The 24,595-nt window shown below is 35.5% G+C and carries 28 protein-coding genes; 8 read left to right on the plus strand and 20 right to left on the minus strand.

Features of this window, described 5'->3' with window-relative positions; all coding sequences use genetic code 11:
• Positions 1-7: 7 nt before the first annotated feature.
• Complete coding sequence (locus tag NLJ82_RS19250; RefSeq protein WP_001163309.1) at positions 8-400, plus strand: DUF1885 family protein; 393 nt, start codon at positions 8-10, stop codon at positions 398-400.
• A 1-nt stretch (position 401) separates the two neighbouring features.
• Here the strand turns inward: NLJ82_RS19250 and NLJ82_RS19255 are convergent, their stop codons facing one another.
• From NLJ82_RS19255 to pdhA, 5 genes are all read right to left on the minus strand, one after another.
• Positions 402-629, minus strand: coding sequence for a hypothetical protein (locus NLJ82_RS19255; protein WP_001221350.1), 228 nt, complete (start codon positions 627-629; stop codon positions 402-404).
• A gap of 239 nt (positions 630-868) precedes the next feature.
• Positions 869-2,281, minus strand: a complete 1,413-nt coding sequence (lpdA, locus tag NLJ82_RS19260) for a dihydrolipoyl dehydrogenase (RefSeq protein ID WP_000260111.1) — start codon at positions 2,279-2,281, stop codon at positions 869-871.
• Between the two features lie 5 nt (positions 2,282-2,286).
• Positions 2,287-3,576: a pyruvate dehydrogenase complex dihydrolipoyllysine-residue acetyltransferase gene (pdhC, locus tag NLJ82_RS19265; protein ID WP_000863427.1), complete on the minus strand. Its 1,290-nt coding sequence runs from the start codon at positions 3,574-3,576 to the stop codon at positions 2,287-2,289.
• A 92-nt stretch (positions 3,577-3,668) separates the two neighbouring features.
• Positions 3,669-4,646: a pyruvate dehydrogenase complex E1 component subunit beta gene (gene pdhB / locus NLJ82_RS19270; protein ID WP_000068166.1), complete on the minus strand. Its 978-nt coding sequence runs from the start codon at positions 4,644-4,646 to the stop codon at positions 3,669-3,671.
• A gap of 3 nt (positions 4,647-4,649) precedes the next feature.
• On the minus strand, positions 4,650-5,765 hold the full coding sequence (pdhA, locus tag NLJ82_RS19275) for a pyruvate dehydrogenase E1 component subunit alpha (RefSeq protein ID WP_000536893.1): 1,116 nt from the start codon (positions 5,763-5,765) through the stop codon (positions 4,650-4,652).
• A 513-nt stretch (positions 5,766-6,278) separates the two neighbouring features.
• Between pdhA and NLJ82_RS19280 the strand changes: the two genes are divergently transcribed.
• Both NLJ82_RS19280 and def read left to right on the plus strand, forming a co-directional pair.
• Positions 6,279-6,425 carry a YjcZ family sporulation protein gene (locus NLJ82_RS19280; protein WP_000274562.1) on the plus strand — a complete coding sequence of 49 codons (147 nt, stop codon included), beginning with the start codon at positions 6,279-6,281 and terminating at the stop codon, positions 6,423-6,425.
• A gap of 146 nt (positions 6,426-6,571) precedes the next feature.
• Entirely contained in the window at positions 6,572-7,126 is a 555-nt protein-coding gene (gene def / locus NLJ82_RS19285; protein WP_000957059.1) for a peptide deformylase, read from the plus strand.
• 60 nt (positions 7,127-7,186) lie between these two features.
• On the opposite strand, the gene NLJ82_RS19290 is transcribed toward def, so the two are convergent.
• Entirely contained in the window at positions 7,187-7,960 is a 774-nt protein-coding gene (locus NLJ82_RS19290) for a Cof-type HAD-IIB family hydrolase (protein WP_000998288.1), read from the minus strand.
• A 547-nt stretch (positions 7,961-8,507) separates the two neighbouring features.
• Here NLJ82_RS19290 and NLJ82_RS19295 point away from each other — a divergent pair.
• Both NLJ82_RS19295 and rnjA read left to right on the plus strand, forming a co-directional pair.
• Positions 8,508-8,720, plus strand: coding sequence for a DNA-dependent RNA polymerase subunit epsilon (locus tag NLJ82_RS19295; RefSeq protein WP_000576444.1), 213 nt, complete (start codon positions 8,508-8,510; stop codon positions 8,718-8,720).
• 4 nt (positions 8,721-8,724) lie between these two features.
• A complete protein-coding gene (gene rnjA / locus NLJ82_RS19300) occupies positions 8,725-10,392 on the plus strand; it encodes a ribonuclease J1 (protein WP_000670368.1) in 1,668 nt (555 codons plus the stop codon).
• Positions 10,393-10,430: 38 nt separating this feature from the next.
• Here the strand turns inward: rnjA and NLJ82_RS19305 are convergent, their stop codons facing one another.
• The 10 genes from NLJ82_RS19305 to NLJ82_RS19350 all read right to left on the minus strand — a co-directional run bounded on the left by NLJ82_RS19305 (position 10,431) and on the right by NLJ82_RS19350 (position 17,419).
• Positions 10,431-11,096, minus strand: coding sequence for a potassium channel family protein (locus tag NLJ82_RS19305; protein WP_000504032.1), 666 nt, complete (start codon positions 11,094-11,096; stop codon positions 10,431-10,433).
• 84 nt (positions 11,097-11,180) lie between these two features.
• A complete protein-coding gene (locus tag NLJ82_RS19310; protein WP_001167310.1) occupies positions 11,181-12,047 on the minus strand; it encodes a hypothetical protein in 867 nt (288 codons plus the stop codon).
• Positions 12,048-12,301: 254 nt separating this feature from the next.
• Positions 12,302-13,432 (minus strand): N-acetyldiaminopimelate deacetylase, encoded by a 1,131-nt coding sequence (locus NLJ82_RS19315; RefSeq protein WP_000261648.1) that lies wholly within the window; start codon positions 13,430-13,432, stop codon positions 12,302-12,304.
• A 62-nt stretch (positions 13,433-13,494) separates the two neighbouring features.
• Positions 13,495-14,217: a 2,3,4,5-tetrahydropyridine-2,6-dicarboxylate N-acetyltransferase gene (gene dapD / locus NLJ82_RS19320; RefSeq protein WP_000783248.1), complete on the minus strand. Its 723-nt coding sequence runs from the start codon at positions 14,215-14,217 to the stop codon at positions 13,495-13,497.
• A gap of 71 nt (positions 14,218-14,288) precedes the next feature.
• Positions 14,289-15,173 (minus strand): transcriptional regulator CcpC, encoded by an 885-nt coding sequence (gene ccpC, locus NLJ82_RS19325; protein WP_001984809.1) that lies wholly within the window; start codon positions 15,171-15,173, stop codon positions 14,289-14,291.
• A gap of 142 nt (positions 15,174-15,315) precedes the next feature.
• Positions 15,316-15,759 carry a cyclic-di-AMP-binding protein CbpB gene (cbpB, locus tag NLJ82_RS19330; RefSeq protein ID WP_000623570.1) on the minus strand — a complete coding sequence of 148 codons (444 nt, stop codon included), beginning with the start codon at positions 15,757-15,759 and terminating at the stop codon, positions 15,316-15,318.
• 170 nt (positions 15,760-15,929) lie between these two features.
• A complete protein-coding gene (abbA, locus tag NLJ82_RS19335) occupies positions 15,930-16,121 on the minus strand; it encodes an antirepressor AbbA (protein WP_000817794.1) in 192 nt (63 codons plus the stop codon).
• A gap of 107 nt (positions 16,122-16,228) precedes the next feature.
• Positions 16,229-16,747, minus strand: a complete 519-nt coding sequence (locus tag NLJ82_RS19340; RefSeq protein WP_000896651.1) for a ribonuclease H-like YkuK family protein — start codon at positions 16,745-16,747, stop codon at positions 16,229-16,231.
• Positions 16,748-16,821: 74 nt separating this feature from the next.
• On the minus strand, positions 16,822-16,971 hold the full coding sequence (locus NLJ82_RS19345) for a hypothetical protein (protein ID WP_000440537.1): 150 nt from the start codon (positions 16,969-16,971) through the stop codon (positions 16,822-16,824).
• Between the two features lie 211 nt (positions 16,972-17,182).
• Entirely contained in the window at positions 17,183-17,419 is a 237-nt protein-coding gene (locus NLJ82_RS19350) for a YkuJ family protein (protein ID WP_000055151.1), read from the minus strand.
• A 233-nt stretch (positions 17,420-17,652) separates the two neighbouring features.
• On the opposite strand from NLJ82_RS19350, the gene NLJ82_RS19355 reads away from it, so the two are divergent.
• A complete protein-coding gene (locus tag NLJ82_RS19355; protein WP_000717880.1) occupies positions 17,653-17,889 on the plus strand; it encodes a glutaredoxin family protein in 237 nt (78 codons plus the stop codon).
• Between the two features lie 113 nt (positions 17,890-18,002).
• Here the strand turns inward: NLJ82_RS19355 and NLJ82_RS19360 are convergent, their stop codons facing one another.
• The 3 genes from NLJ82_RS19360 to fadH all read right to left on the minus strand — a co-directional run bounded on the left by NLJ82_RS19360 (position 18,003) and on the right by fadH (position 20,881).
• Positions 18,003-18,491 carry a DUF3993 domain-containing protein gene (locus tag NLJ82_RS19360; protein WP_001233820.1) on the minus strand — a complete coding sequence of 163 codons (489 nt, stop codon included), beginning with the start codon at positions 18,489-18,491 and terminating at the stop codon, positions 18,003-18,005.
• A gap of 182 nt (positions 18,492-18,673) precedes the next feature.
• A complete protein-coding gene (locus NLJ82_RS19365; protein ID WP_000564304.1) occupies positions 18,674-19,891 on the minus strand; it encodes an EAL domain-containing protein in 1,218 nt (405 codons plus the stop codon).
• A gap of 225 nt (positions 19,892-20,116) precedes the next feature.
• Entirely contained in the window at positions 20,117-20,881 is a 765-nt protein-coding gene (fadH, locus tag NLJ82_RS19370) for a 2,4-dienoyl-CoA reductase (RefSeq protein WP_000660909.1), read from the minus strand.
• Positions 20,882-21,125: 244 nt separating this feature from the next.
• On the opposite strand from fadH, the gene NLJ82_RS19375 reads away from it, so the two are divergent.
• Both NLJ82_RS19375 and NLJ82_RS19380 read left to right on the plus strand, forming a co-directional pair.
• The gene (locus NLJ82_RS19375; protein ID WP_000724509.1) at positions 21,126-21,983 is read left to right on the plus strand and encodes a metallophosphoesterase; all 858 of its coding nucleotides are present in this window, start codon (positions 21,126-21,128) and stop codon (positions 21,981-21,983) included.
• A gap of 97 nt (positions 21,984-22,080) precedes the next feature.
• Complete coding sequence (locus NLJ82_RS19380; RefSeq protein WP_000283743.1) at positions 22,081-22,317, plus strand: hypothetical protein; 237 nt, start codon at positions 22,081-22,083, stop codon at positions 22,315-22,317.
• 159 nt (positions 22,318-22,476) lie between these two features.
• On the opposite strand, the gene NLJ82_RS19385 is transcribed toward NLJ82_RS19380, so the two are convergent.
• Positions 22,477-24,585 carry a polyphosphate kinase gene (locus NLJ82_RS19385; RefSeq protein WP_000423557.1) on the minus strand — a complete coding sequence of 703 codons (2,109 nt, stop codon included), beginning with the start codon at positions 24,583-24,585 and terminating at the stop codon, positions 22,477-22,479.
• Between the last annotated feature and the right edge of the window lie 10 nt (positions 24,586-24,595).

Raw genomic sequence — 24,595 nt, forward strand, 5'->3', positions numbered from 1 at the left:
AACTTATATGCAACATGCCTTTATTACGCTTGTACCTAAATCCAATCAACAATCTGTTTCAATAGATGATATAAAACAACTTTTTCATTATTATAAAACAGTTACTTCCAAAACTGGTGTTCAAATTAATTACGCTTATACAAATACCGCTTTTCCGTATGAAATTTTAGATACATCAGCAACAACATTCAAACTACAATCTACTCACGATCGATATGACTCCATTTATGTTGGTGTCGGTATAGAAAAGGAACAAACTTATATTCAAGTTTCTTTACCACCTAATGCAACATTTGGTGATAAAGGAAAAGCAAATGAATTTTGCCGTTTTCTAGCGAAGAAATTAGAAGGAGAGTTAAAATTATTTAATGGAAGAACAATGTATTTCTATAAACGTTAATTTAAAAAATAGAAAATATAATTAAGAAAAGTATGCAATTTGAACACGTAAGGAATAATGCCTGCTTTCTAATTTTCAATACAAAATATGCGATCACATATGCTAAATAAAGAAATACAAAAAATAGAATAACTTTATAATGCAACTTATCACCATTTGATAATGATAACACAACGGAAAAACCACTCCATAATAAAAAATGATAAAATATAACATGTAATATTCTCATGGAACCTTCTCCTTTGACATGCTCTATTTTATTAATATATGGTATTAAGTTTGAATCAATTACATATTACACGAAAGCATATATATGGCTTTTGGATTTATATATGTTTTAACAATTCAATTAAATTATTATATATTCATTCGACAAGTACGTATAAAGACCTTGCAAGCCACTTTTATTATAAAATAAAAAATAGCCCATCTCTTTAAATAAGAGATGGGCTATTTTCATTACTTAAATTATTTTACAATGTGAATTGGCATTCCAAGAGCAACTTCAGCTGCTTCCATTGTGATTTCACCTAATGTTGGGTGAGCGTGGATTGTTTGAGCGATATCTTCTGCTGTCATTCCAGCTTCGATAGCTAAACCAATCTCAGAAATAATATCAGAAGCGCCTGCACCTGCAACTTGAGCACCTACAAGAAGACCATCTTCTTTACGTGTTACAAGTTGTAAGAAACCGTCAGTGCTGTTTAATGATAATGCACGACCGTTAGCAGCGAATGGGAACTTAGATACAGTTACAGTCATTCCAGCTTCTTCAGCTTGTTTCTTAGTGTAACCAACAGATGCTAATTCTGGATCAGTGAAGCATACTGCAGGAATTCCGATGTAATCGATAGCTGACGCATGGCCACTAATTGCTTCTACAGCTACTTTACCTTCGTAAGAAGCTTTGTGAGCTAATGGTGGTCCAGGAACGATATCACCGATTGCATAGATGTTTGGTACATTTGTACGACATTGCTCATCGATTTCGATGATGCCGCGGTCAGTCATTTTAACTCCAACTTGCTCAAGACCGATTTCTTGAGTGTTTGGACGACGACCTACAGTTACTAATACGTAATCTGCTTCTACAGTTTGGATTTCACCTTTAACTTCGAAGCTAACTTTTACGCCAGTTTCTGTTTCTTCAACGCCTTTAGCCATAGCTTTTGTATGGATTGTTACGTTACCTTTTTTCTGTAGAGCACGTTTAACAACAGAGCTCATAGCTTTTTCGAAACCAGCTAAGATTTCGTCGCCAGCCTCTACTACAGTAACTTCTGTACCGAAGTTAGCATATGCAGTACCTAATTCCATACCGATGTAACCGCCGCCGATTACAACAAGTTTTTTAGGAATTTCAGGTAAGCTTAAAGCACCTGTAGAGTTGATAACACGTTTAGAGTATTTGAATCCTGGAATTTCGATTGGTGTAGAACCAGTTGCAAGAACAGCATTTTTAAACGTATAAGTTTGAGCTGCATCTTCAGTCATTACGCGTAATGTGTTAGCATCTACGAAGTAAGCTTCACCGCGAATGATTTCAACTTTGTTACCTTTAAGAAGGCCTTCAACACCGCCAGTTAATTTCTTAACTACGCCGTTTTTCCATTCTTGAACTTTTGTAAAGTCAACTTTTACGTTCTCTGCAGTGATACCCATGTCATCAGAATGCATTGCATTCTCATAACGATGACCTGCATTGATTAACGCTTTTGAAGGAATACATCCAACGTTTAAGCATACGCCACCAAGGTTAGCTTTTTCAATAATCGCTACCTTTTGACCTAATTGTGCTGCACGAATTGCCGCAACGTATCCACCAGGACCTGCACCAACAACGACTGTATCTAATTCAATTGGGAAATCTCCTACTACCATTGTTATTACGCCTCCATTACTAATAATTGTGGGTCATTCAATAGACGTTTAATTTGGTTTAATGCTTTTTGAGCAGTTGCGCCGTCAATTAAACGATGGTCAAAGCTTAGAGATAATGCTAATACTGGAGCTGCAACGATCTCACCGTTTTTCACAACTGGTTTCTCAGCGATACGGCCGATACCAAGGATTGCTACTTCTGGGTGGTTGATAACTGGAGTGAACCATTGTCCACCTGCAGAACCAATGTTTGTAATTGTGCAAGAAGCGCCTTTCATTTCAGCAGGAGCTAAACGACCTTCACGTGCTTTACCAGCAAGATCATTGATCTCGTTAGAAATTGTGAAGATAGACTTGCGATCTGTATCTTTAACAACTGGTACTAATAGACCTTTGTCTGTATCAGCTGCGATACCGATGTTGAAGTAATGTTTATGAACTACTTCTTGAGAAGCATCATCTAAAGAAGTGTTTAACATTGGGTATTCACGTAATGCAGATGTTAAAGCTTTAACAACGTATGGAAGGTAAGTTAATTTAATACCTTTGTCAGCTGCCACAGCTTTGAACTTCTTACGATGAGCAACAAGTTCAGTTACATCTACTTCATCCATTAATGTTACGTGAGGAGCTGTATGTTTAGAGTTAACCATTGCTTTCGCAATTGCTTTACGGATACCACTCATTTTCTCACGAGTTTCTGGATATTCACCAGCTGGGATTGGTTGTGCTTTTGGTGCTTCTTCTTTCGCTGCTGCTGGAGTAGCTTCTACTGCTGCTGGAGCCTCAGTTGCTGCTACTGCTTGTCCACCATTTGCAAATGCATCGATGTCAGCTTTTACGATACGACCGTTCTTACCAGAACCAGCTACTTTATGAATGTCTACGCCGTTTTCACGAGCATATTTACGAACAGATGGCATAGCGATTACGCGCTCATTTACTACTTCTGCAGTTGCTGCTGGAGTAGCTTCAGCTTTAGGAGCTTCTTCTTTTGCTTCTTCAGCTTTAGGAGCTTCGTCATGATCGTCGCCTTTAAATTTAAGGTTTTCGTATCCAGGAGCATCAAATTTAATTAATGTATCTCCAACTACTGCAACCGTACCTTCTTCTACAAGTACTTCAAGTACTTTACCTTTAACAGGAGAAGGAATTTCTACTACTGCTTTATCATTTTGTACTTCAAGAAGTACGTCGTCTTCGTTTACTTCGTCGCCTGGTTTAATAAACCATTTTACGATTTCACCTTCGTGGATACCTTCACCGATATCTGGTAGTTTAAATTCAAATGCCACGGAATTCAGCCCCCTGATTCATTTCTTTATTATGGAATATGGCAAAAGAAATCAGCATGTGCTGATTTCTTTTGCACATGAATAAGTAAAAATTAGAAGTTCATTACTTTGTTAACAGCTTCAACAATATCTTTATGGTTTGGTAACCATACGCTCTCAGCTTGAGAGAATGGGAATACTGTATCAGCAGCTGCAACACGTACAACTGGAGCTTCTAAGTTTAAAATTGCACGGTCGTTAATTTCCGCTACAACGTTAGCTGCAATACCAGCTTGTTTTTGAGCTTCTTGAACTACAACTACGCGGCCTGTTTTTTCAACAGAAGCGATGATTGTTTCGATATCTAATGGTTGAACTGTACGTAAGTCAACAACTTCTAAAGAGATACCTTCTTTTTCAAGTTCTTCAGCAGCTTTTAATGCAGCGTGAACCATAGCACCGTAAGCGATAACAGATACATCTGTACCTTCACGTTTGATGTCAGCTTTGCCTAAATCAATTGTGTATTCGCCTTCTGGTACATCTTGACGGAATGAACGGTACAATTTCATATGCTCTAAGTAGATAACTGGATCGTTGTCACGAATCGCAGAGATTAAAAGACCTTTTGCATCGTATGGAGTAGATGGAATAACAACTTTTAGACCAGGTTGTTGAGCCACTAAACCTTCTAAGCTATCAGCATGTAGTTCAGGAGTATGAACACCACCACCGAATGGAGAACGAACTGTTACTGGAGCAGTCCAACGTCCACCAGAACGGTAACGCATACGAGCTAATTGACCAGAAATTGAATCCATTACTTCATAAACGAAACCGAAGAATTGGATTTCTGGAACTGGACGGAATCCTTCAAGTGCAAGTCCAACTGCAAGTCCACCAATACCAGACTCTGCAAGTGGAGTATCCATTACACGGTCTTCACCGAATTCAGCTTGTAAACCTTCAGTAGCACGGAATACACCGCCGTTTACACCAACGTCTTCACCAAACACAAGTACGTTAGGGTCATTTTTCATTTCAACGCGTAAAGCATCAGTGATTGCTTGAATCATTGTCATTTGAGCCATGGCTTACTTCGACTCCTTTTCTTTGTAAATTTCATATTGTTCAGCTAAGTTGTAAGGCATTTTTTCGTACATGATTTCCATTAAATCAGTAACTTTTTGTTTTGGAGCTTGGTCAGCCTTAGCAATTGCTTGTTTGATATCTTCTTTTGCTTCTTCGATTACTTTCTCTTCAACTTCTTGAGACCATAGGCCTTTGTTTTCTAAGAATGCACGGAAGCGTACGATTGGATCTTTTTGTTCCCATTCGTTCTCGATATCTTTTGTACGGTAACGAGTTGGGTCATCACCAGCCATTGTATGTGGACCGTAACGGAATGTTAAAGTCTCGATTAAAGTAGGACCTTCTCCATTTACTGCACGCTCACGAGCGAAAGCAGTTGCTGCGTATACAGCTAATGGATCCATACCGTCTACTTGAATTCCGTAAATACCTGCTGCTACTGCTTTTTGTGCTACAGTTTTAGCTGCAGATTGCTTTTCTACTGGAGTAGAGATTGCATAACGGTTGTTTTGTACAACGAAGATTGCTGGAGCTTTGAATGCACCCGCAAAGTTCATACCTTCGTAGAAGTCACCTTGTGAAGCACCACCGTCACCAGTGTAAGTAATTGCAACAGATTTTTTACCACGTAATTTCATACCTAACGCAACACCAGCAGTTTGGATGATTTGCGCACCGATGATGATTTGTGGAGCAAGTGCATTTACGTTCTCAGGCATTTGGTTACCCATGAAATGTCCACGAGAGAATAAGAATGCTTGGTATAATGGTAAACCGTGCCATACTAATTGTGGCACATCACGATATCCTGGTAAGATGAAATCTTCTGCTTCAAGTGCGAAATGACTTGCTAATTGAGAAGCCTCTTGTCCAGCTGTTGGTGCGTAGAAACCTAAACGTCCTTGACGGTTTAAAGAAATAGAACGTTGATCTAGTACGCGAGTATACACCATACGGCGCATTAATTCTTTTAATTGATCATCAGATAATTCAGGCATAGCTGCTTCATTCACAACTTCGCCTTTTTCATTTAAAATTTGTAATGTTTCAAATTGAGCTGCGATAGCTTTCATTTGCTCATCAACATTAAATAGGGTCTTTTTTGTTTTAGTACCCATTCCGTTCACCTCTTCCTCTCTTGAACCATATTCTGAAACGCTTTCACTATCTATTAGCTAGATGGAAACCGCAACAATGTAAACCAACAAATTTATTTGTCGGTTGAGAATAATTTTGTGTACCTAACAATCTGTACTAATGTTTTTTCAGAAACATATTAATACAATCTTGATCACGTTTTTTAGTTTACAACTATTCTAATTACGATGTCAATTACTTTGAATACGTTTTTTTATAAATAATCTGCAGGTTTCTCCTACACAAACGTGTTTTTATTTTTCACATCTGTATTAGTAAGCATTAACCTACTGTTATATTATTCCCTTTTTAACTTGTTTTTTCTCTTAGAATAATATGTAAACGATTTAATTCCCTTTAGTTTTTCTCTCTTCTTAGCAAAAATATACAAACTCTTCTTCCTTTTATAGGTAATTACCCATACATTTCTACTCTTCCCTCCATACATTATAGTAACCGCAGTATTAGCGGGAAATGATAAAGGAGGTCATCTCATGTACGGATATTCATATTGCTATCCAACTTGTTCATATCCTTCCTACGGTTATGGCGGTTCTTGTGGTGGGTCTGGACGCGGCTTCGCCTTAATCGTTGTGTTGTTTATTCTTTTAATTATCGTTGGTGCTGCTTGCATTCGCTAATGTAAAATGAAACAACTATGGAAAGAAAGAGACGGCTCTGCCGTCTCTTTCTTTTTATTCCTACATAACCGATCTATCTTCCCCTTACTTGCCGATGACTTTTTCCATCTCCTTTGGTAGACTAAAAAGGAAAGGAGAGATTACATATGCTTACAATGAAAGATGTAATTCGCGAAGGAGATCCTATTTTGCGAAACGTTGCAGAAGAGGTAGTACTACCAGCGAGCGAAGAAGATACAAATACTCTTAAGGAAATGATTGAATTTGTAATAAATAGCCAAGATCCTGAAATGGCTGAAAAATATAGTTTACGCCCTGGAATCGGATTAGCGGCTCCGCAAATCGGTATTTCAAAAAGAATGATTGCGGTTCATGTAACAGATACGGACGGTACGTTATATAGTCATGCATTATTTAATCCAAAAATCATTAGCCATTCTGTTGAACGTACATATTTACAAAGTGGTGAAGGCTGTCTATCAGTAGACCGTGAAGTACCTGGTTATGTCCCTCGTTATACAAGAATTACAGTGAAAGCAACTTCTATCAACGGCGAAGAAGTAAAATTACGTTTAAAAGGGTTACCAGCAATTGTATTTCAACATGAAATTGACCATTTAAATGGTGTTATGTTCTATGACCACATTAATAAAGAAAATCCATTTGCCGCTCCTGACGATTCAAAACCTCTAGAGCGATAGTAAAAAAGGCGGAATATACTCTTCCGCCTTTTTACTATATGAAATAGATTCCATATTTACTTATAGCAATCCAGCCCATTTTAAACCATGATATATACCGTCTTCACTAACATCCTTTGTCACATGATTTGCAAGTTTTTTCAAGTCTTCATGACCATTCCCCATCACAATACCTGTCCCAACTGCTTCAATCATTTCTAAATCATTTAAGCCATCCCCAAATGCATACACTTGTTCACGGTTAAATCCTAATTTTTCAATGAATTTCTCAATCCCTTTTGCCTTAGAACCACCATTTGGAATAATATCCATTGAATACGCATGCCAGCGAATAAAATGAAAGTCTGGGTACTGATTTATAAACTTTTCTTCTTCATTTACTTCACAGAAAAGAAGTGTTTGATAAATATTACGCTTCTCATAAAAATCAGGTTCATATGCCGGATGCTCAAAATGTAAACTGCCAAACCCTTCTTTCACATAATCATGATATTCCACTGATGCTCTCATTTCTTGATGATCAAGATATACAAGTGGATATCCTTCTTGTTTTGCAAACTGAGTAAACTTATGTAGAGCAGCTGGATGTAATGGGTTATTAAATACTACCTCATCTTCAAATACAACGTACTGTCCATTAAAGCTAACATAATTGTGGATATTAAGTTCCTTACGAATATCTTCGAACATAAATGGCGCACGTCCTGTCGCAATTGCTACATGCACGCCTTTTTCTTGTAACTGCCTTACTGCGTCTCGCGTAGATTGCGGAATCTTCTTATCATGATCTAATAATGTTCCATCAATATCAAAAAAGACAATTTTATCATTCATTTGTCAAAATCCTTTCTGTTACTCTATATTCCTATTTTGATTATCGCTTTTCAAATGCTAAAAAAAAGTATAACATATTAAACATCTGTGAAGAAAGCGTTCACTTTCTGACCTTATTTATGAAACCTGCATATATATATTAGTAAAAAATGTGGATACTTGTTCGTATGAATTTTCTTTTCTATTCTTTCTCATACTATAGCTATAACTAACGGCTACTAATCGTTACTATAGAATAACTTTCTCTGTATGAGAAAAGACAAGATTCAACATTCACTTTTGTCCTCTTTCTTATATCAGAGACGGCGTTTTCACTAGTAATATGCATGTTTAAAATAAGGAAAGGAAGGAGTAATCATGCTGAAGAAGCTGAAGAAAAAGCTGAAGCGTTATTTAAAAGATCTAGTCCGTAAAAAGACGATCGCTTAAATTGTGCCCATTTCGGGCTTTTTCTTCATTCTCATTCGAAAAAACATGAAAATCGTGACTGTTTGCTTTATAATAAGTAACAGATAATGCAAAACATAGACAAGGAGAGGTTTTCCAAATGATTTTTAAAGTATTTTATCAAGAAAAAATGACTGAGGTTCCAGTACGTGAAAATACAAAAGTTTTATATTTAGAGGCTACGTCTGAGAAGGATGTTCGTACAAAATTAAATAAGTTCGCATATAATATCGAATTCGTTCAGTCTGTGACTGGCAATCATCTTGAATATGAAAAAGAAAACGCTGATTTAACATTAGCGGAAATCGTATAGTCATATGAAATTTCTAAAGAATGATCAAGCAGCCGTTTTTGCTTTAGGTGGTCTTGGTGAAATCGGTAAAAATACATATGCTGTTCAATTTCAAGATGAAATTATTATAATTGACGCTGGAATTAAGTTTCCAGAAGACGAACTCCTCGGAATCGATTATGTAATACCAGATTACACTTATTTTGTGCGAAACGAAGATAAAATTAAAGGATTATTCATTACACATGGTCACGAAGATCATATCGGTGGAATTCCTTACTTATTACGTCAAGTGAACATTCCGATTTATGGCGGAAAATTAGCAATTGCACTAATCAAAAACAAATTAGAAGAGCACGGATTACTTCGTAAAGCAAAACTTTATGAAATTCAAGAAGATGATGTTATTAAATTTAAAAAGACATCTGTTTCCTTCTTCCGTACAACTCACAGTATCCCAGATTCATACGGAGTTGTTGTGAAAACACCTCAAGGACAAGTAGTTCATACTGGAGATTTCAAATTTGATTTCACACCAGTTGGTGAACCAGCGGACTTAACAAAAATGGCTGAAATCGGAAAAGACGGTGTACTTTGTCTCTTATCTGACAGTACAAACAGTGAAGTTCCAAACTTTACAATGTCTGAGCGCCGTGTTGGTGATAGTATTCAAGATATTTTCCGCAAAGTAGAAGGTCGTATTATCTTCGCAACCTTTGCATCAAATATCCATCGCTTGCAACAAGTCGTTGAAGCCGCTGTTGAAAACAATCGCAAAGTGGCTGTATTTGGCCGAAGTATGGAAGCGGCAATTGAAATCGGACAAAACCTCGGTTATATTCGCTGTCCGAAAGATACATTCATAGATGCGTCTCAACTAAACCGCCTACCAGCTAATAAAGTTGTTATTTTATGTACAGGTAGTCAAGGTGAGCCAATGGCAGCACTTTCACGTATTGCTAATGGTACTCATCGTCAAATTCAAATCATTCCTGGCGACACAGTTGTCTTCTCTTCTTCACCAATCCCTGGTAATACAATTAGCGTAAGCCGTACAATTAATATGTTGTACCGTGCTGGTGCTGATGTAATCCACGGAAAACTGTCAAACATTCATACGAGTGGACATGGCGGACAAGAAGAACAAAAACTAATGCTTCGTCTAATTAAGCCGAAGTATTTCATGCCAATTCACGGTGAATATCGTATGCAACGTATGCATATGAAATTAGCAAATGATTGTGGCATTCCAGAAGAAAACTGTTTCATCATGGATAATGGAGATGTTCTTGCCTTACGTTCTGATGAAGCAAGTGTAGCTGGTAAAATACCATCCGGATCTGTCTATATTGACGGAAATGGTATTGGAGATATCGGTAACATCGTATTACGCGATCGTCGTATTCTTTCTGAAGAAGGACTTGTTATTGTCGTTGTAAGCATTGATATGAAAGAATTTAAAGTTGCAGCAGGGCCTGATATTATCTCACGTGGTTTCGTTTATATGCGCGAAAGTAGTGATTTAATTAATGATGCTCAAACATTAATTACAACTCATTTAGAAAAAGTAATGGAACGTAAAACAACACAATGGTCTGAAATTAAAAATGAAATTACAGACACATTAGCACCATTCCTATATGAGAAAACGAAACGTCGCCCAATGATTTTACCAATCATTATGGAGATATAAGAAAAAGGACAATACCTTTATGGTATTGTCCTTTTCTCTTATCTTAAAAAGTGCTTGAAACGATCTACTTCATCGTCATGACCAATTACAATTAATATATCTCCCGCTTGAATGTTTTCCGTAGCTCGAGGAGATACAATAACTTCTTTACCACGTTTAATCGCTACAATATTCAATCCAAACTTCGCACGAATATCTAATTCGATTAAAGAATGACCATCGATTTTTTTATTTGCAATAATCTCTACAATACTATGCTCATCTGAAAGCTCAAGATAGTCTAATACATTACTTGATGCAATATTATTAGCAATCCTTTTTCCCATATCACGCTCTGGATGCACAATGTGATCTGCTCCTATTTTACTTAATACTTTTTCATGGTAATCATTTTGAGCTTTTACAGTAATATTTTTTACACCTAACTCTTTCAGAATTAACGTTGTTAAAATACTTGAATTTAAATTGTCTCCAATAGCAACCACTACATGATCAAAATTACGAATACCAAGACTTTTTAATACCATCTCATCTGTTGAATCGGCAATTACAGCATGTGAAGCTATATTTGCAAACTCATTAATTTTATCCTCATCTGAGTCAATTGCCATTACTTCCATTCCTAATTGAGCAAGTTCCCGGCAAATACTTCCACCAAAACGCCCAAGCCCAATGACAGCAAATTCTTTCTCTTTTTCACCCACAGGAATTCCTCCAATAACATCGAATACTATGTATTTTTATTGTAACATACTTTAGATTTGCTACAAAAACCTGTATATCATTCTTTATTTTTGTTTTTGCATATAAAAATACTGTTGTAAATAAAATGCGATACTGAAAATTAACATACCAAATACAAATATGTTTCCAAATGAACTAAACGTTTCAAAAACGAATAATAACGTTTCTTGTCCGAAGAAGGCAAATAATAGTTGTGTAAACGCGAATAGCAATGCCAATATATAATGGTGTTGATGGAATAAATAATGCGTTGCGCCTAAAAAAGCGATAAACGAAAGAATGAAAATCCACCAATTTTCTAAAAACAGTTGCCAATTCGTAAATTGATACCCATTTACTAATATCGCAATAATTGCTATAACCGCCATCGTTGGCACACTCCATAACAATGCACGCCCTCTAAAGAAATGCGTACCTTTTACATCTCCCTTTTCATTTGCAATATATGTTAGCACGACAGTACTTATATACAACACAGAGAGAATTGTTAAAACAATTATGAGCCAAAAATGCAACTGATAATATTCATGTTCTATATTCGTCACGATAGCAGCTAGCATACACGGTATTAGCATTCCCGTCCAACCATCTACTTTTCTCTCATTCCAAAATACCGTATTACCAATACGAATTCCTAATAGCATAAAAATAATGATACCTAGTACAAATAATGTAGTCTTATTTCCTACTAAGCTCGTTGAAAAAGCAATTAATCCAATAAATAAAAAAAGAACAAACCCATTCATAATTTCTAGTACAGGTGATAAATACCTTTTCACCCAGTTGTATGTCTCTTCATATTCATTATTATTCGCTAAACGGTAGGCATAAAAACTTATCCCAAAATAAACCGCCGCAATAATAACATATGCATATAAAACAAAACATAAAATCGCACTGCTAATCTGCACGTAATTCCCCACCCTTTTTTCTACGTTTCACCTTGATTTTACACACTTTCCACACGAATTGTAAACATATATAAGCTAGTTAACTAATCATCTTCTCAATAAGCGATAATGAATAATGAGCAGCGGCTCAAAACCACTGCTCATTATTTTATCCATTTGTATGCCGATGTGTATTCAAAACAAATATGAAAGATGTTTTCACCTTTGAACTAACGAATACCCACTTTAAATTGTTACATAGTTGGCGAGCAAATTTACTTTCTAGTTCCCTTCCACTTTACATATTGATCTAAAAATACGATAGCTTTCTCAATAGCCTCTTCATCTGGCTTTAATTTTGCATGATGTAAACCATATTCTGAATTTACCCCAAGCCAAAACATAAATCCAGGAATCTCTTGAAGCATATAACCAAAATCTTCACCTGTCATTGCCTCAGTACATGTAATTACTTTCATATCAGTTTGTTCACTTACAAATTGCATAAACTCTCTCGTTAATGCTTCATGGTTATATACTTGATGATACATCGCTCCGTAGTCAATAATCGCTTCACATTGGAAGGAAGCTTCTATACCTGCAACAATTCCCTCAATCCTACTTTTAACACGACTCATTGATTCCACTGATAACGTTCGGATCGTTCCTTCTAACCGAGACTTTTCTGCTATGATATTTTGAACTGTACCGCCTGTTATTTTTCCGATTGTAATTACTGCACTGTCAAGTGGGTTTACATTACGACTAATAACGGACTGAAGCTGTGTAACAAGATGACTAGCTGCGACAATCATATCATTTGCAGTATGAGGGTAAGCTGCATGTCCACCTTTCCCCTTTAAATCAACATATAACTCTGATGTATTTGCAAATAATAGCCCCTCTTTTGTAGCAATTGTTCCTACAGGGTATTCAGGTGCAATATGAAGACCGAGAATTATATTCGGCTTCCATTCTTTTAACTCTTCACTCTCTAACATAGGAAGAGCCCCTCCAGGCCCTTCTTCAGCTGGTTGGAATAGAAATACAAGGTCATCATCTATTCTTTCTGTTACAGCTGCTGTTAGAAGGCCTAAACCGATTGTCGTATGTAAGTCATGTCCACATGCATGCATCATTCCTTCATGAACAGAAGCGAACTCATATCCAGTTTCCTCTGTAATTGGTAAACCGTCTATATCTGCGCGATAACCTATAACTTTTTCTGGATTTTTTCCCTTTACTTTAACAATGACACCCGTTCTCCATACTTTCACTTCCACATGTTCATTCGAAAGCGTTCCTATGTAATCTAAAATATACCGCTGTGTTTTCCACTCTTTAAAACCAATTTCCGGTATTTTGTGTAAGTCTCTACGAATTTGAACGAATTTGCTTACTACCATTTTTGCACCTCTATCTATAAAAAGCGTAAGAGCCTGTTTATGCTCTTACGCTTTTTTTGTTTTTATTTCTCTGGGTTTAATTGACGAAGCTCTTGTTTAATTTCAGTTTTTGCTTTTGTCTTCTCATCAATCTCTTTAATTACACGTGCTGGAGTACCTGCAACAACTGTATATGGAGGTACATCTTCTGTTACAACGGCTCCTGCTGCTACAACTGCGCCTTTACCTACTGTAACTCCCTCTAACACAACTACGTTAGCACCAATTACAACATCGTCTTCAACGATAACTGGTTTTGCTGAAGGTGGCTCAATAACACCTGCAAGTACTGCACCTGCACCTACGTGACAGTTTTTACCAACAGTTGCACGTCCACCAAGTACCGCGTTCATGTCGATCATAGAACCTTCACCAATTACAGCACCGATATTAATTGTTGCATTCATCATAATAACAGCGTTGTCGCCGATTTCAACGTGGTCACGAATAATCGCGCCTGGCTCAATACGAGCTTTAATACCTTTTAAATCAAGCATTGGAATTGCAGAATTACGACGGTCATTTTCAACAACGTAATCAACAATGTACTTGCTATTTTCATCTAGAATTGTCTTAATTTCAGACCATTCTCCAAATAATACACCAGACTTTTTATTTACAAATGCTTGTACCGTTTCAGGGAATGTTACTTCTTTTAAATCCCCTTTTATGTATACCTTTACAGGAGTTTTCTTTTCACTTTTTTGAATAAACGAAATAATTTCGTTAGCGTCCATCATTTTCATTCTTGTTGCCTCCTAAATCCATTTATAATGTTACTCTACCAAACGATAGAGCGAGTAGCAAGATAATAATCCTATTTTTCCATTTGAATTTCTTCTATAATTTCTAAAAATGCTTGTACTTGCTTCAATTGTCTAGCTGATTCACTCGTCAATAACCACGTTTCTCTCGTTAATTGAACAGGTGTTTTATACATATTTTCCTGTACTTCTTTTAAAACAGTAGAAGGTAAAAGAGCATAACCTATACCATTTAAAACGAGTTGTTTGCAAGTCTCAATTTGATCGACGACAATTGTTCTCTTAGGGGGATTAGAAAATAAACCATACCACCAATTTTGTATTTGTCCATAATAAGTCGAATCACTTTTAAATTGAATAAATGGTCTATTTGTTTCTTTTAACATCGAAATATCTTTTATTTCTTTATCCACTAAATAAAGTTCATCTTCAAATAATTGTTGCTTCTGGCCTTTATATTCTTGTGTTCCTCTCAATATAGCAACATGAACGTCACCTTCATAAAATTGCTTTTGCACTTCACTACTCCAGCCAGTAAACAGCGATATTTTCACAGAAGGATATTTATGCACAAACTTTTTCAAAACAGGAGGGAGCCAATATTGACCAATAACTGATGCGACAGCTATTTTTAACGTCCCGTGAGTTTCTGTTCTAAAAACAGCTAACTCACTTTTAATATCCTCTTCCCTTTGTAGCATTTCTTTTGCGTAATTTGCTACTTTTTCCCCTTCAGGTGTAATTGTCAATCCTTTTTGTGAGCGAATAAAAAACTTCATTCCCCATTGTTTCTCCATAGATTGTAATCGTTGACTAAGCGCAGGTTGTGAAACAAATAAACGTTCCGCCGCTTTTCTCATATTTGATTCCTGTGCTAACACAACCATCATTTGAAAATCATCAATTTGCAACTTTCTCCCTCTTTCCTTAGCTTCCATACACCTTATCTCAATAAGCTTTTCATCCTTAATTTAACTACATACGCTTATATTTTTTATCTTTTTAAATATAATACATACACAACTGATATGCACGAAAAAAAAGTGACTTCTTCGGTTCTATGAAGTCACTTTTCTCACATTATCGATTATGTTGCCTTACTTTTTTATTCAACAATTTTAAAATCGCTCGACGTGTTAAAATCCCCTCAAAATACCCATCTTCATTGACAGCGCAAATAAATGGATGATCAATAGTCATTTCTAATGCTTTTGCAAACGAATCTTCTAACTTAAGAACCGGAATATCTTTCTTCATTACCTGCTCTACTTTCATTTCGTCAAGTCTTTCAAACTCAATGCGTTCTAGCCCTAACATACCGTCTAAAATCATAGCAGTACTAATTAACCCGTGCAATTTGTAAGTCGGGTCCAAAACAGGTATCGCCGAATATCCAGATTTCACAAGTACGAGTAAAGCATGCTCTAAACCATTCCCTATTTGAACGTGTGCTACTTTTTCTGATGAAATCATTAAATCTTTTACAAAAATTTGTTGAAACTCGTCTTTTGGAATACTAATCATATTACATCCCCCATTTTCCCTTTTTCCTGCTTATAATCACCGGCTCTATTCACATTTTATGACAGCGTTTTCATATTATTATTTTGTCCTTACATTCTTTCAGTAAAAAACAAAATTACACAGCTATTTTAGCATATAACACAAAAAAAAGACTACCATTCCGGTAGCGCTTAATACCCTTTATTTTTTAATCTGTAAAATAACCTTGTGATTTTTTTATATTGCATCACGTCTGTCTTTTTTAAACCATTCTCGATATCTGTAAGTTCCACAGCTAAAATTTCACTCGCATAATTTTGCTGAAATAAAATATCTAGTAACAAACTTTCCTCTTCTTCCGTTAAAACAAATTCCCTTTTCATATACCCCTCTCCTTATACTCGCATCGTTACCATTATTATATAAAATTTTCAGCCTATTTAATAGATGTAATATTCAGTTTTTAGTGAAAGAAATATATAAATTGTTTTTATTTCGTATATCGATTTGCATAACTAAACGCCGCATAAGCATCTGGCTTAATTTTTGCAGTTAATCCCATCGCTTGAATTTTCGCTGTCATATCTAGAATAAATTCTTTTGTTAAACCATCATTTCCGATATCTAAGTGAATCTCCATTATAAAACCAGCCCCATCTTGAGCATATGGATGCAATAAATCCCATATTGTTTGTATATGATTTGGAGTAAATAGGCATGCAATTTCTTGACTAAACTGCGTCTCTAAATATATTTTCTCACGTAAAGTTTCTGGCTTATCTTTTACTGATTGATGGTGTAAACACCCCCAGGCTCCTTTTCCAACGCGATGAATATGAATTGCCGTAATAAACCTCGTATCCTTTTGATGTGCTTGTGAGTCTGTCCCAATGGATAAACGATATAAATTTCGCGGATCCTTTTCAATGAAGTTACAAATACGGGTAAAGACCATATCAAAATTTAAATGTCTCTCTGAAACATTATAAAATTTATGTTCACCGGCCACATAGTCACGTCCTTTCAATTAGACAGACTTTTCGTATTCTCATTGTATGGGACAAAAACAAAAATTATAACTCCCTACCCTTTATTCGTTTCAATATTCCGAATTACATAATGGCAAACTTGGCACGTATAAATTACGTTTTGATTCGATTGAGCCGTTAGTACATGAATAATCTCAGCAGAATTGTGACAATTAGGACAAATCACAACTGGTAAACGTTCCATATAACACACCTCCTCACTATTTTCATCCCGCTATTTACTATCCGTCCTCAATTGGTGATGGATAATAAGCTGTATAGGACGAAGAAACCCTACTAATTACACTTTCACTTTATTACCATTGTAGGAAAAATGAAAAATCCTTATACATATATACTAAAAGTAATAGAACTAAAAAAGGTGTTGCCCTATGGCAACACCTTTTTTATATGTATCAAGAAATGATATCGTAAATCTCAATTGCAACCATGTCGATATTATCGAATTGATACACTTGAGGTTTTTCACCTTGTTGATACACTTCTAACTCATACATTTCACTTTTATCGAAAAATTTCACGCTACATTTGCGCTCACCGTTCACTTCAAAATAGCGTTGTGCTACTTCACCGCTTTCAGCTTGTTCTTGTAGACTAACAAGTCGAGTTAAAATTCCTTGGAGTAGAGACATGAAATCTCTCCTTTCTCTGATCTTCCTACCAATAGGTTTTACAGCTATACTCATTCTATCCGTCATAACAGAAAAAATGTTCCACACTCTAGGATAAAGGTTATTGGCCAGAAACTCAACTAAAAATTTGTCGAAATACGAAGGAAAAAACAGAAAGAACATCTTTTCCCTTCTTTATTGCGATTTTTATACTGGAAGAATATAATAAAAAACAGTAAAAAGGAGGAATTGCAATGAAAAAAATTGAGGTTTACACACAACCTGATTGTCCGCCATGTGTCATTGTGAAAGAATTTTTAAAGCATAATAACGTTGTATATGAAGAATTTGACGTAAAAAAAGACGCTGCTGCACGCAATCGTCTTTTATATGACTATGATTCTTATTCAACTCCAACGGTTGTAATTGACGGAGAAGTCGTTGCTGGTTTTCAAATTGAAAAATTACAACAACTACTTAATATAGAATAGGAATAGGTAAAGACCTATTCCTATTCTTATCCCGCTATATTTTGGAAGTATACATCCGATTGTGGCGGGTTAATATTCAACGGGGTGTGCCCCCTATTAATTAAAGTTTCACTTTATAATTGTTGTAACCTTTTTATTTCAGTTAAAAGTTCTTGACTTTCATGATATCCGGCCAATTTCCATTTCCCTTGATCTCTTTGCAATGTTACAATTTGATATTGCCCACTTTTCGCCCGCTCATAAACATATAAAATTTTATGCTCTTCATCATATGACATTTTCGTTTCTGAATTAAAAGAAAATGGCGCTTCTTTTGCTGGAAGTAAATATTCACCACTTTGTTTATCACTTCTACTATTTTCATCTGTAAATACTTGAAGGAAATTCTCTGTAAAATATGGTGATAACGTTTCTATCATCTTATTCATCGGCAAACGCTTCCCACGAATTGAAAATTGGCTTTCATAGCCTTTTTGTATCGTTACAAACACTTCTTTCCGATCGACTTTCACTTCCTCTTTTCCTAAAACAGTTGTAACACTATAACCAACTAGAAAGGCAACGCATACAAATAGAACTAACCATATTCCATATTTTCTCATTTTTTCACCTTCCTTTTAAGAAAACTTGTCTTTGTAGTATTCATTGTAACAATGATTATGCAAAGAAAGGGCTGGTTTCGTTCGTAAAATCTTTACAACGATAGACAGCATTTTCGGCACCATTTTCACTATTACCAATTTATGATAAAAACAAACAAAAAATGCACGAATCTCTTCGTGCATTAAAATAAAACATCTTCTTCATATAAATATTCATACGATAAATCTATAAATAAAAAGTTTTCATCATCAATCGGGAAAGAAAATGTTCGTACCATCTCACCGGTTTCAATATCAGCATATAAATCTGAAAGTCTTGCCTTATTCTCAAAACGCATTTTCATAATATTCTCTAGAAAATACGGGCGCCAACTCCAGTTCTTCATATAATACTCCGGCATCACAATCCATTCCCCATCTTTTTTCATAACGTTTCCTGATTGTTGGAAACCATCTTCGTTACAAATAAATATACGAAAACTACATTGTGATACACTTTGGCTAAATTGTAATAACCAATCATTTATATCTTCATTCTTTTTCTGTTTGGCTAAAACATCGCCAATTCGATCACGTAACATTTCTGTTAAATTATAAATCTTTTGTAGTTTTTTCTTCTCATGTTGAATAAATTGATGACACTCATTACCAAGTCGTTCTTTCAAAACGTTCGTTTCAATAAAATCAGGTAAGCATTCTTTCAAATAATTCCCTTGATAGTACCTACCACCGTTTTTCCATGCATATTGTAATTGATAAAAAGCATCTATTTCTTCATATAACAATGTCGCACCAATTCTTCTAGCAAGTAATGATAAAGAATATAAAATATCTTGATAAGATTGTAAAAGTGCAGTTTGCCTTAAATTTGTTAAATCTACTTTTAAAATATCAGGTGCTAACACGCTAATACGTTCTAAATTACTTGTACCTGTTCCGACTTTATTAATCGAAATTTGAATACCATATGTACGATAATACATAAGCAAATGATTAAATTGCTCTATATCTTCTTTACATTCATGTTCTGTAATCTCTAAAACAATGTTTTTCAAATTTAAACCTTGTTTTTCATACATCAATAAAAGTTGAAGCAAACTTTCATCATCATCGTTCATTAATACGTTAGCATTTCGATGTATAAATAATAATAGTTTTTGATCACTTTCTAAATAACGATTTAAAGCTTTTTCTACTATAATGTTATCCGCTTCTAGTTGAAACTCACTTGGAATAGAGTCATCATGAAAGAAAGAAGCTAAACTTTGTATGCCCTCTTCTGTTTGAATACGCCCTACTACTTCATATCCAATTACAGTATGTTCATCAGCACTAAAAATTGCTTGATAATAAGGAAGGACTTTATCCAAGTTACTCATTACATCTAATGCATCTATCAACGTGCTTCCCTCCCTTTACTTTTCAAAAATTATAACATGATATTTACGGAAAAATAATAAAAAATCCCTTCAGTTTTCCTGAAGGGATTAGAGGGGTAAAATGCTAAGGGGAATTAGCAATTCTACTATGAAGAAAAAAGAGGTCTTAAATATAACGTATATATGACCTCTTGTAAACACTTTTCTTTCATATGTCACAATTCCGTCACATTTTCCTTATCCCTTTTAAAATGGATATTGATGTAAATGTTGTCCTCCATCCATTGTCATACAAGTTCCATTTATGTACGCAGCTTCATCTGAACATAAATAATAAGCTAGACCTGCAATTTCTTCTGGCGTACCCAGTCTTCCAAGCGGAACACTTTGTATCGTACGCTTAGCCATTTCTTCTGAAATCCATAATTTATCAGCACCGCCCGTACGTTCAATTGGTCCTGGCGCAATAGCGTTAACTCGGATTCCATATTTACGTCCCCACTCAACAGCGAGTGTTTTCGTCATTGCTAATACTCCAGCCTTCGCTGCAGCCGAATGAATAACTCCCGGACCTGCATCCCACGCATATGTTGCTACCATGTTAATGATATTTCCTTTTATACCTTTTTCAATCCAATATTTTCCGACAGCCTGGCTACAGTAAAATGTACCGTTTAACACAATATTAATAACCGAATTCCAGCCGTTCACGGATAAATCTTCTGCTGGACAAATAAAGTTTCCAGCTGCATTATTTATTAAAATATCAATTCGTCCAAACTTCTCATCAATCTGTTCAATCATTTTCTGAATATCATCCGTATTTCTTACATCCATTTGTACCGGTAATATTTGTCCTGGAAATTGTTCAATTTCCAATTTTGTTTCCTCTAGTTTTTCCTTTGTACGTCCTGTAATAACAACTCGTGCCCCTTCTTTTGCAAAACGAGTCGCCATTCCTTTTCCCATTCCGCTCGATCCACCTGTTATAATAACTACTTTTTCTTTCATATATATCCCCTCCAAAAAATGAATATACATTCATTTTATCATTTTATTTAATAGAAATCTTTATATTTTTAAACTTTTCTGATATTTTAACGTAAAGAGATTTCTTTTCATTCGTTTTTTCGTAATCAATACTACTTTTTTATTATTTAAAATATATTTCAAATAAACTGAAAAGGAGGTTTGAGTAACCTGTAAATAGAACGAACATATATGATATAAGTCAAATAGGTATACTCATATTTTTATGAAGAAAATTACAAGAAGAGATTTTTTAAAAACTGGAATGCGAACTTGTCTATATTCATTTATAACGACTAGCATCGGATACTATTATGCTAAATATATTGAGCCTCATCTACTCTCTTTTACAGAACATACACTGAAATCACAACTCATACCAAAAAGTTTTCATGGTATGAAGATTCTTCAATTTAGCGATTTACATCTCGGATACTATTTCTCTCTCCACCATTTATCTAAAATCGTTTCTAAAATTAATGCTGTAAAACCCGACATTGTTCTTTTTACTGGTGATCTCATTGATAACTATCAAACATATACTGACACTCCTTTCGTTGCATCTATTTTAAAAAATATACAAGCACCCTTCGGTAAATTTTCTATTTATGGTAACCATGATCACGGCGGATATGGAACGGAATACTACGAACACATCATGCGTGAATCTGGATTTGAACTGTTACTAAACAGCGAAAAGAGAATCCGTCTACTGGATAATAGTGAAATTTCAATTTTCGGTCTTGATGATATACTATTAGGCAAACCCAAAATAAAGGAGACACTACAGCGCGCTCGGAAAAACATTTATAACATTGTTCTTGTTCACGAACCAGATATTGCACCGCAAATCGCTAACTATCCAGTTAACTTACAGCTTTCTGGTCATAGCCATGGCGGACAAGTACAAATTCCTTTTTTGGGCGCTATTATTACCCCAGCACTTGCTAAAAACTATGTAGAAGGTTTCTATACGATCCAAGATTTAGCTCTCTATGTCAACCGAGGCCTCGGAAGAACTCGTGTCCCCTTCCGATTTATGTCAAAACCTGAAATTACGATTTTCACGCTCCAACATTTATAATCATTCGCCTATTTTCTTACATATCCTTTCTTGTACGCGCTCATCCACGTTTCATTTACCATATGATAAAAGTGAGTCCAATAAAGGAGGTTTGTTCATGTATCCATATTATCAACCAATCCCAGTCCGTTCAGCACCTATTGGTCCAGTAGGCGACTCACGCTTCTTTCCGTTTTTTGGCGTCCCATTTCTAGCTGGTATTGCTGGTGGACTGCTTGGCGGAGCATTAGCTTTCGGTCCTAGACCGTATTACCCACCATATCCACCACCTTTCCCACCGCCAGCACCTTACCCTTGTTATGGTGGACCTTGTCAACAGCCATACTATTATTAATGTACCGCAACAATTCTACCAATGTTATTCCCTCTCTTAACCGATTCATAATCCATTAACATGCTTATAATAAAAAGTATTCTCTCTACGCATCCTTTATAATAAGTAGAGAACAAAGTAAAAAACCTCTTAAAAAAGAGGTTTTTTACTTTGTTCTCATTATTCGGCATCTGTGTTTTGATACGCCATCTTAAATAACTTCAATTGGCTATCAATCTCTTCTGCCCCATTATTAATAACATAATAATAGTCACCGTCTTTATTTTGTTCACGTGTTTTCACATTATCAGCTAAAGTAAGCTGTAAAATCGCCTTAATTCTCGCCTTCATTTCAATATCTAATATCGGGAAGGATATTTCTACTCGCTTCTCCATATTCCGCGTCATCCAGTCAGCTGAAGATAAGTATATTTTCTCTTCCCCATTATGATGGAAATAATAAATTCGACTATGTTCTAAATATCTCCCAACAACACTAACTACCCGAATATTTTCACTTACATTTGGAATACCAGGTCGTAGGCAACATGTTCCTCGAACGATGAGCTCTACCTTTACTCCAGCTTGTGATGCTTCATACATTTTTTTAATGAGTGGTTTATCAGTTAATGAATTCATTTTAGCAATGATATATCCATTTCCATATTGCCTATGATAACGAATTTCTTCATCTATTAAATCCATAAATTGCTCTCTTATATCAAATGGCGCAACCGATAAATGATGAAAATGCGGTTTTGTTGTATAACCACTCAAATAATTAAAGAAATTTGTTGCATCGACCCCAAAGTCTTTTCGCGATGTAATATAGCCAAAATCGGTATATAGCTTTGCGGTTGCATCATTGTAATTTCCGGTCCCAAGATGTACGAACCTTTCGATTTTTCCGTTTTTTCTTCTTACAACTAGTGTAATTTTACTATGTGTTTTCAAATGACTTACACCGTAAATAACATGACATCCCGCCTGTTCTAATTCTTTAGCCCAATGCACATTATTTTCTTCATCAAATCTTGCCTTTAATTCAACTAATACTGTCACTTGCTTCCCTTTTTCAGCCGCTACCTTTAGCGCCTGAATAATCGGCGAATCCCCACTTACTCGATATAATGTTTGTTTAATTGCAAGTACATTCGGATCGTCTGCCGCATCACGAATAAAATCAACTACTGGCTGAAACGATTCAAAGGGATGATGTAATAAAATATCATGCTCAATCGCTTTTTCAAATACATCTTCTGCATCCCCTAAGTCTTGAGGCCGTTGCGGAATAAGAGCCGGATATACTAGATGCTCATATAAAGGAGCTAGTTTTTTATATAAAGAAAATAGACATGTTAAATCTAACGGTCCATCCATTATATACACATCTTCATCCTTTACTTCCAACACCTCATATAATAATGCTAATACTCTTTCATCAATATGCTCTTTGCCAACTTCTAAACGTACAGCAGCTCCCCACTTACGCTTTTTTAATTCTTTTTCAATTACCTTTAATAAATCTCTCGCACCTTCTTCGTGAATTGTTAAATCCGCATTGCGTGTAATACGGAAACGAGTAACAGATGATACTTTATATCCTGTAAATAATTTATGAGTAAAACTACTAATTACGTCTTCTAATAAAATAAATTTATGCTTTTGTCCTTCACTCGGTAAAAATATGAAACGTTCCAGTAGTGAAGGAACTTGTACAATTCCTAACTTCGTGCGGTTTTCTTCTTCCACTTGTTTCTCATCATATAAAAGAGTAGCTAAATTTAAACTTTTATTTAATAACATCGGAAATGGACGATATGCATCGATAGCCACAGGTGTTAAGACTGGGAAAATTTGTTCATCAAAATACTCTTCTATAAATTCTCTCTGTTCTTTCGTCAAATCATGGAATGTTAAACGCTCAATCCCCTCTAACTCCAGCGCTGGCAACACATAATTTTTAAACGTACCATACTGTACGGTCATTAATTCATGTGCTTTTATCGCAATTTTATTTAGTTGCTTTTTTGGTGTTAAGCCGGCCTTATTTTCTGGTTGGTTAAAACCAGCACTCACTTGATCCTTCAATCCTGCCACGCGTACCATAAAGAATTCATCTAAATTTGAGCTAAAAATGCTAATAAACTTTAATCTTTCTAAGAGTGGATTCGTTTCATCTTGTGCTTCTTGTAGTACACGTTCATTAAATGCTAACCAACTTAACTCTCGATTGTTGTAATAAGCTGTATCATTTAAATTTACTATATTCCCCTTCGATAATTCCATTCTCTTCACA

The sequence above is a fragment of the Bacillus paranthracis genome (assembly GCF_024296885.1).
GTDB classification, from domain to species: domain Bacteria; phylum Bacillota; class Bacilli; order Bacillales; family Bacillaceae_G; genus Bacillus_A; species Bacillus_A paranthracis.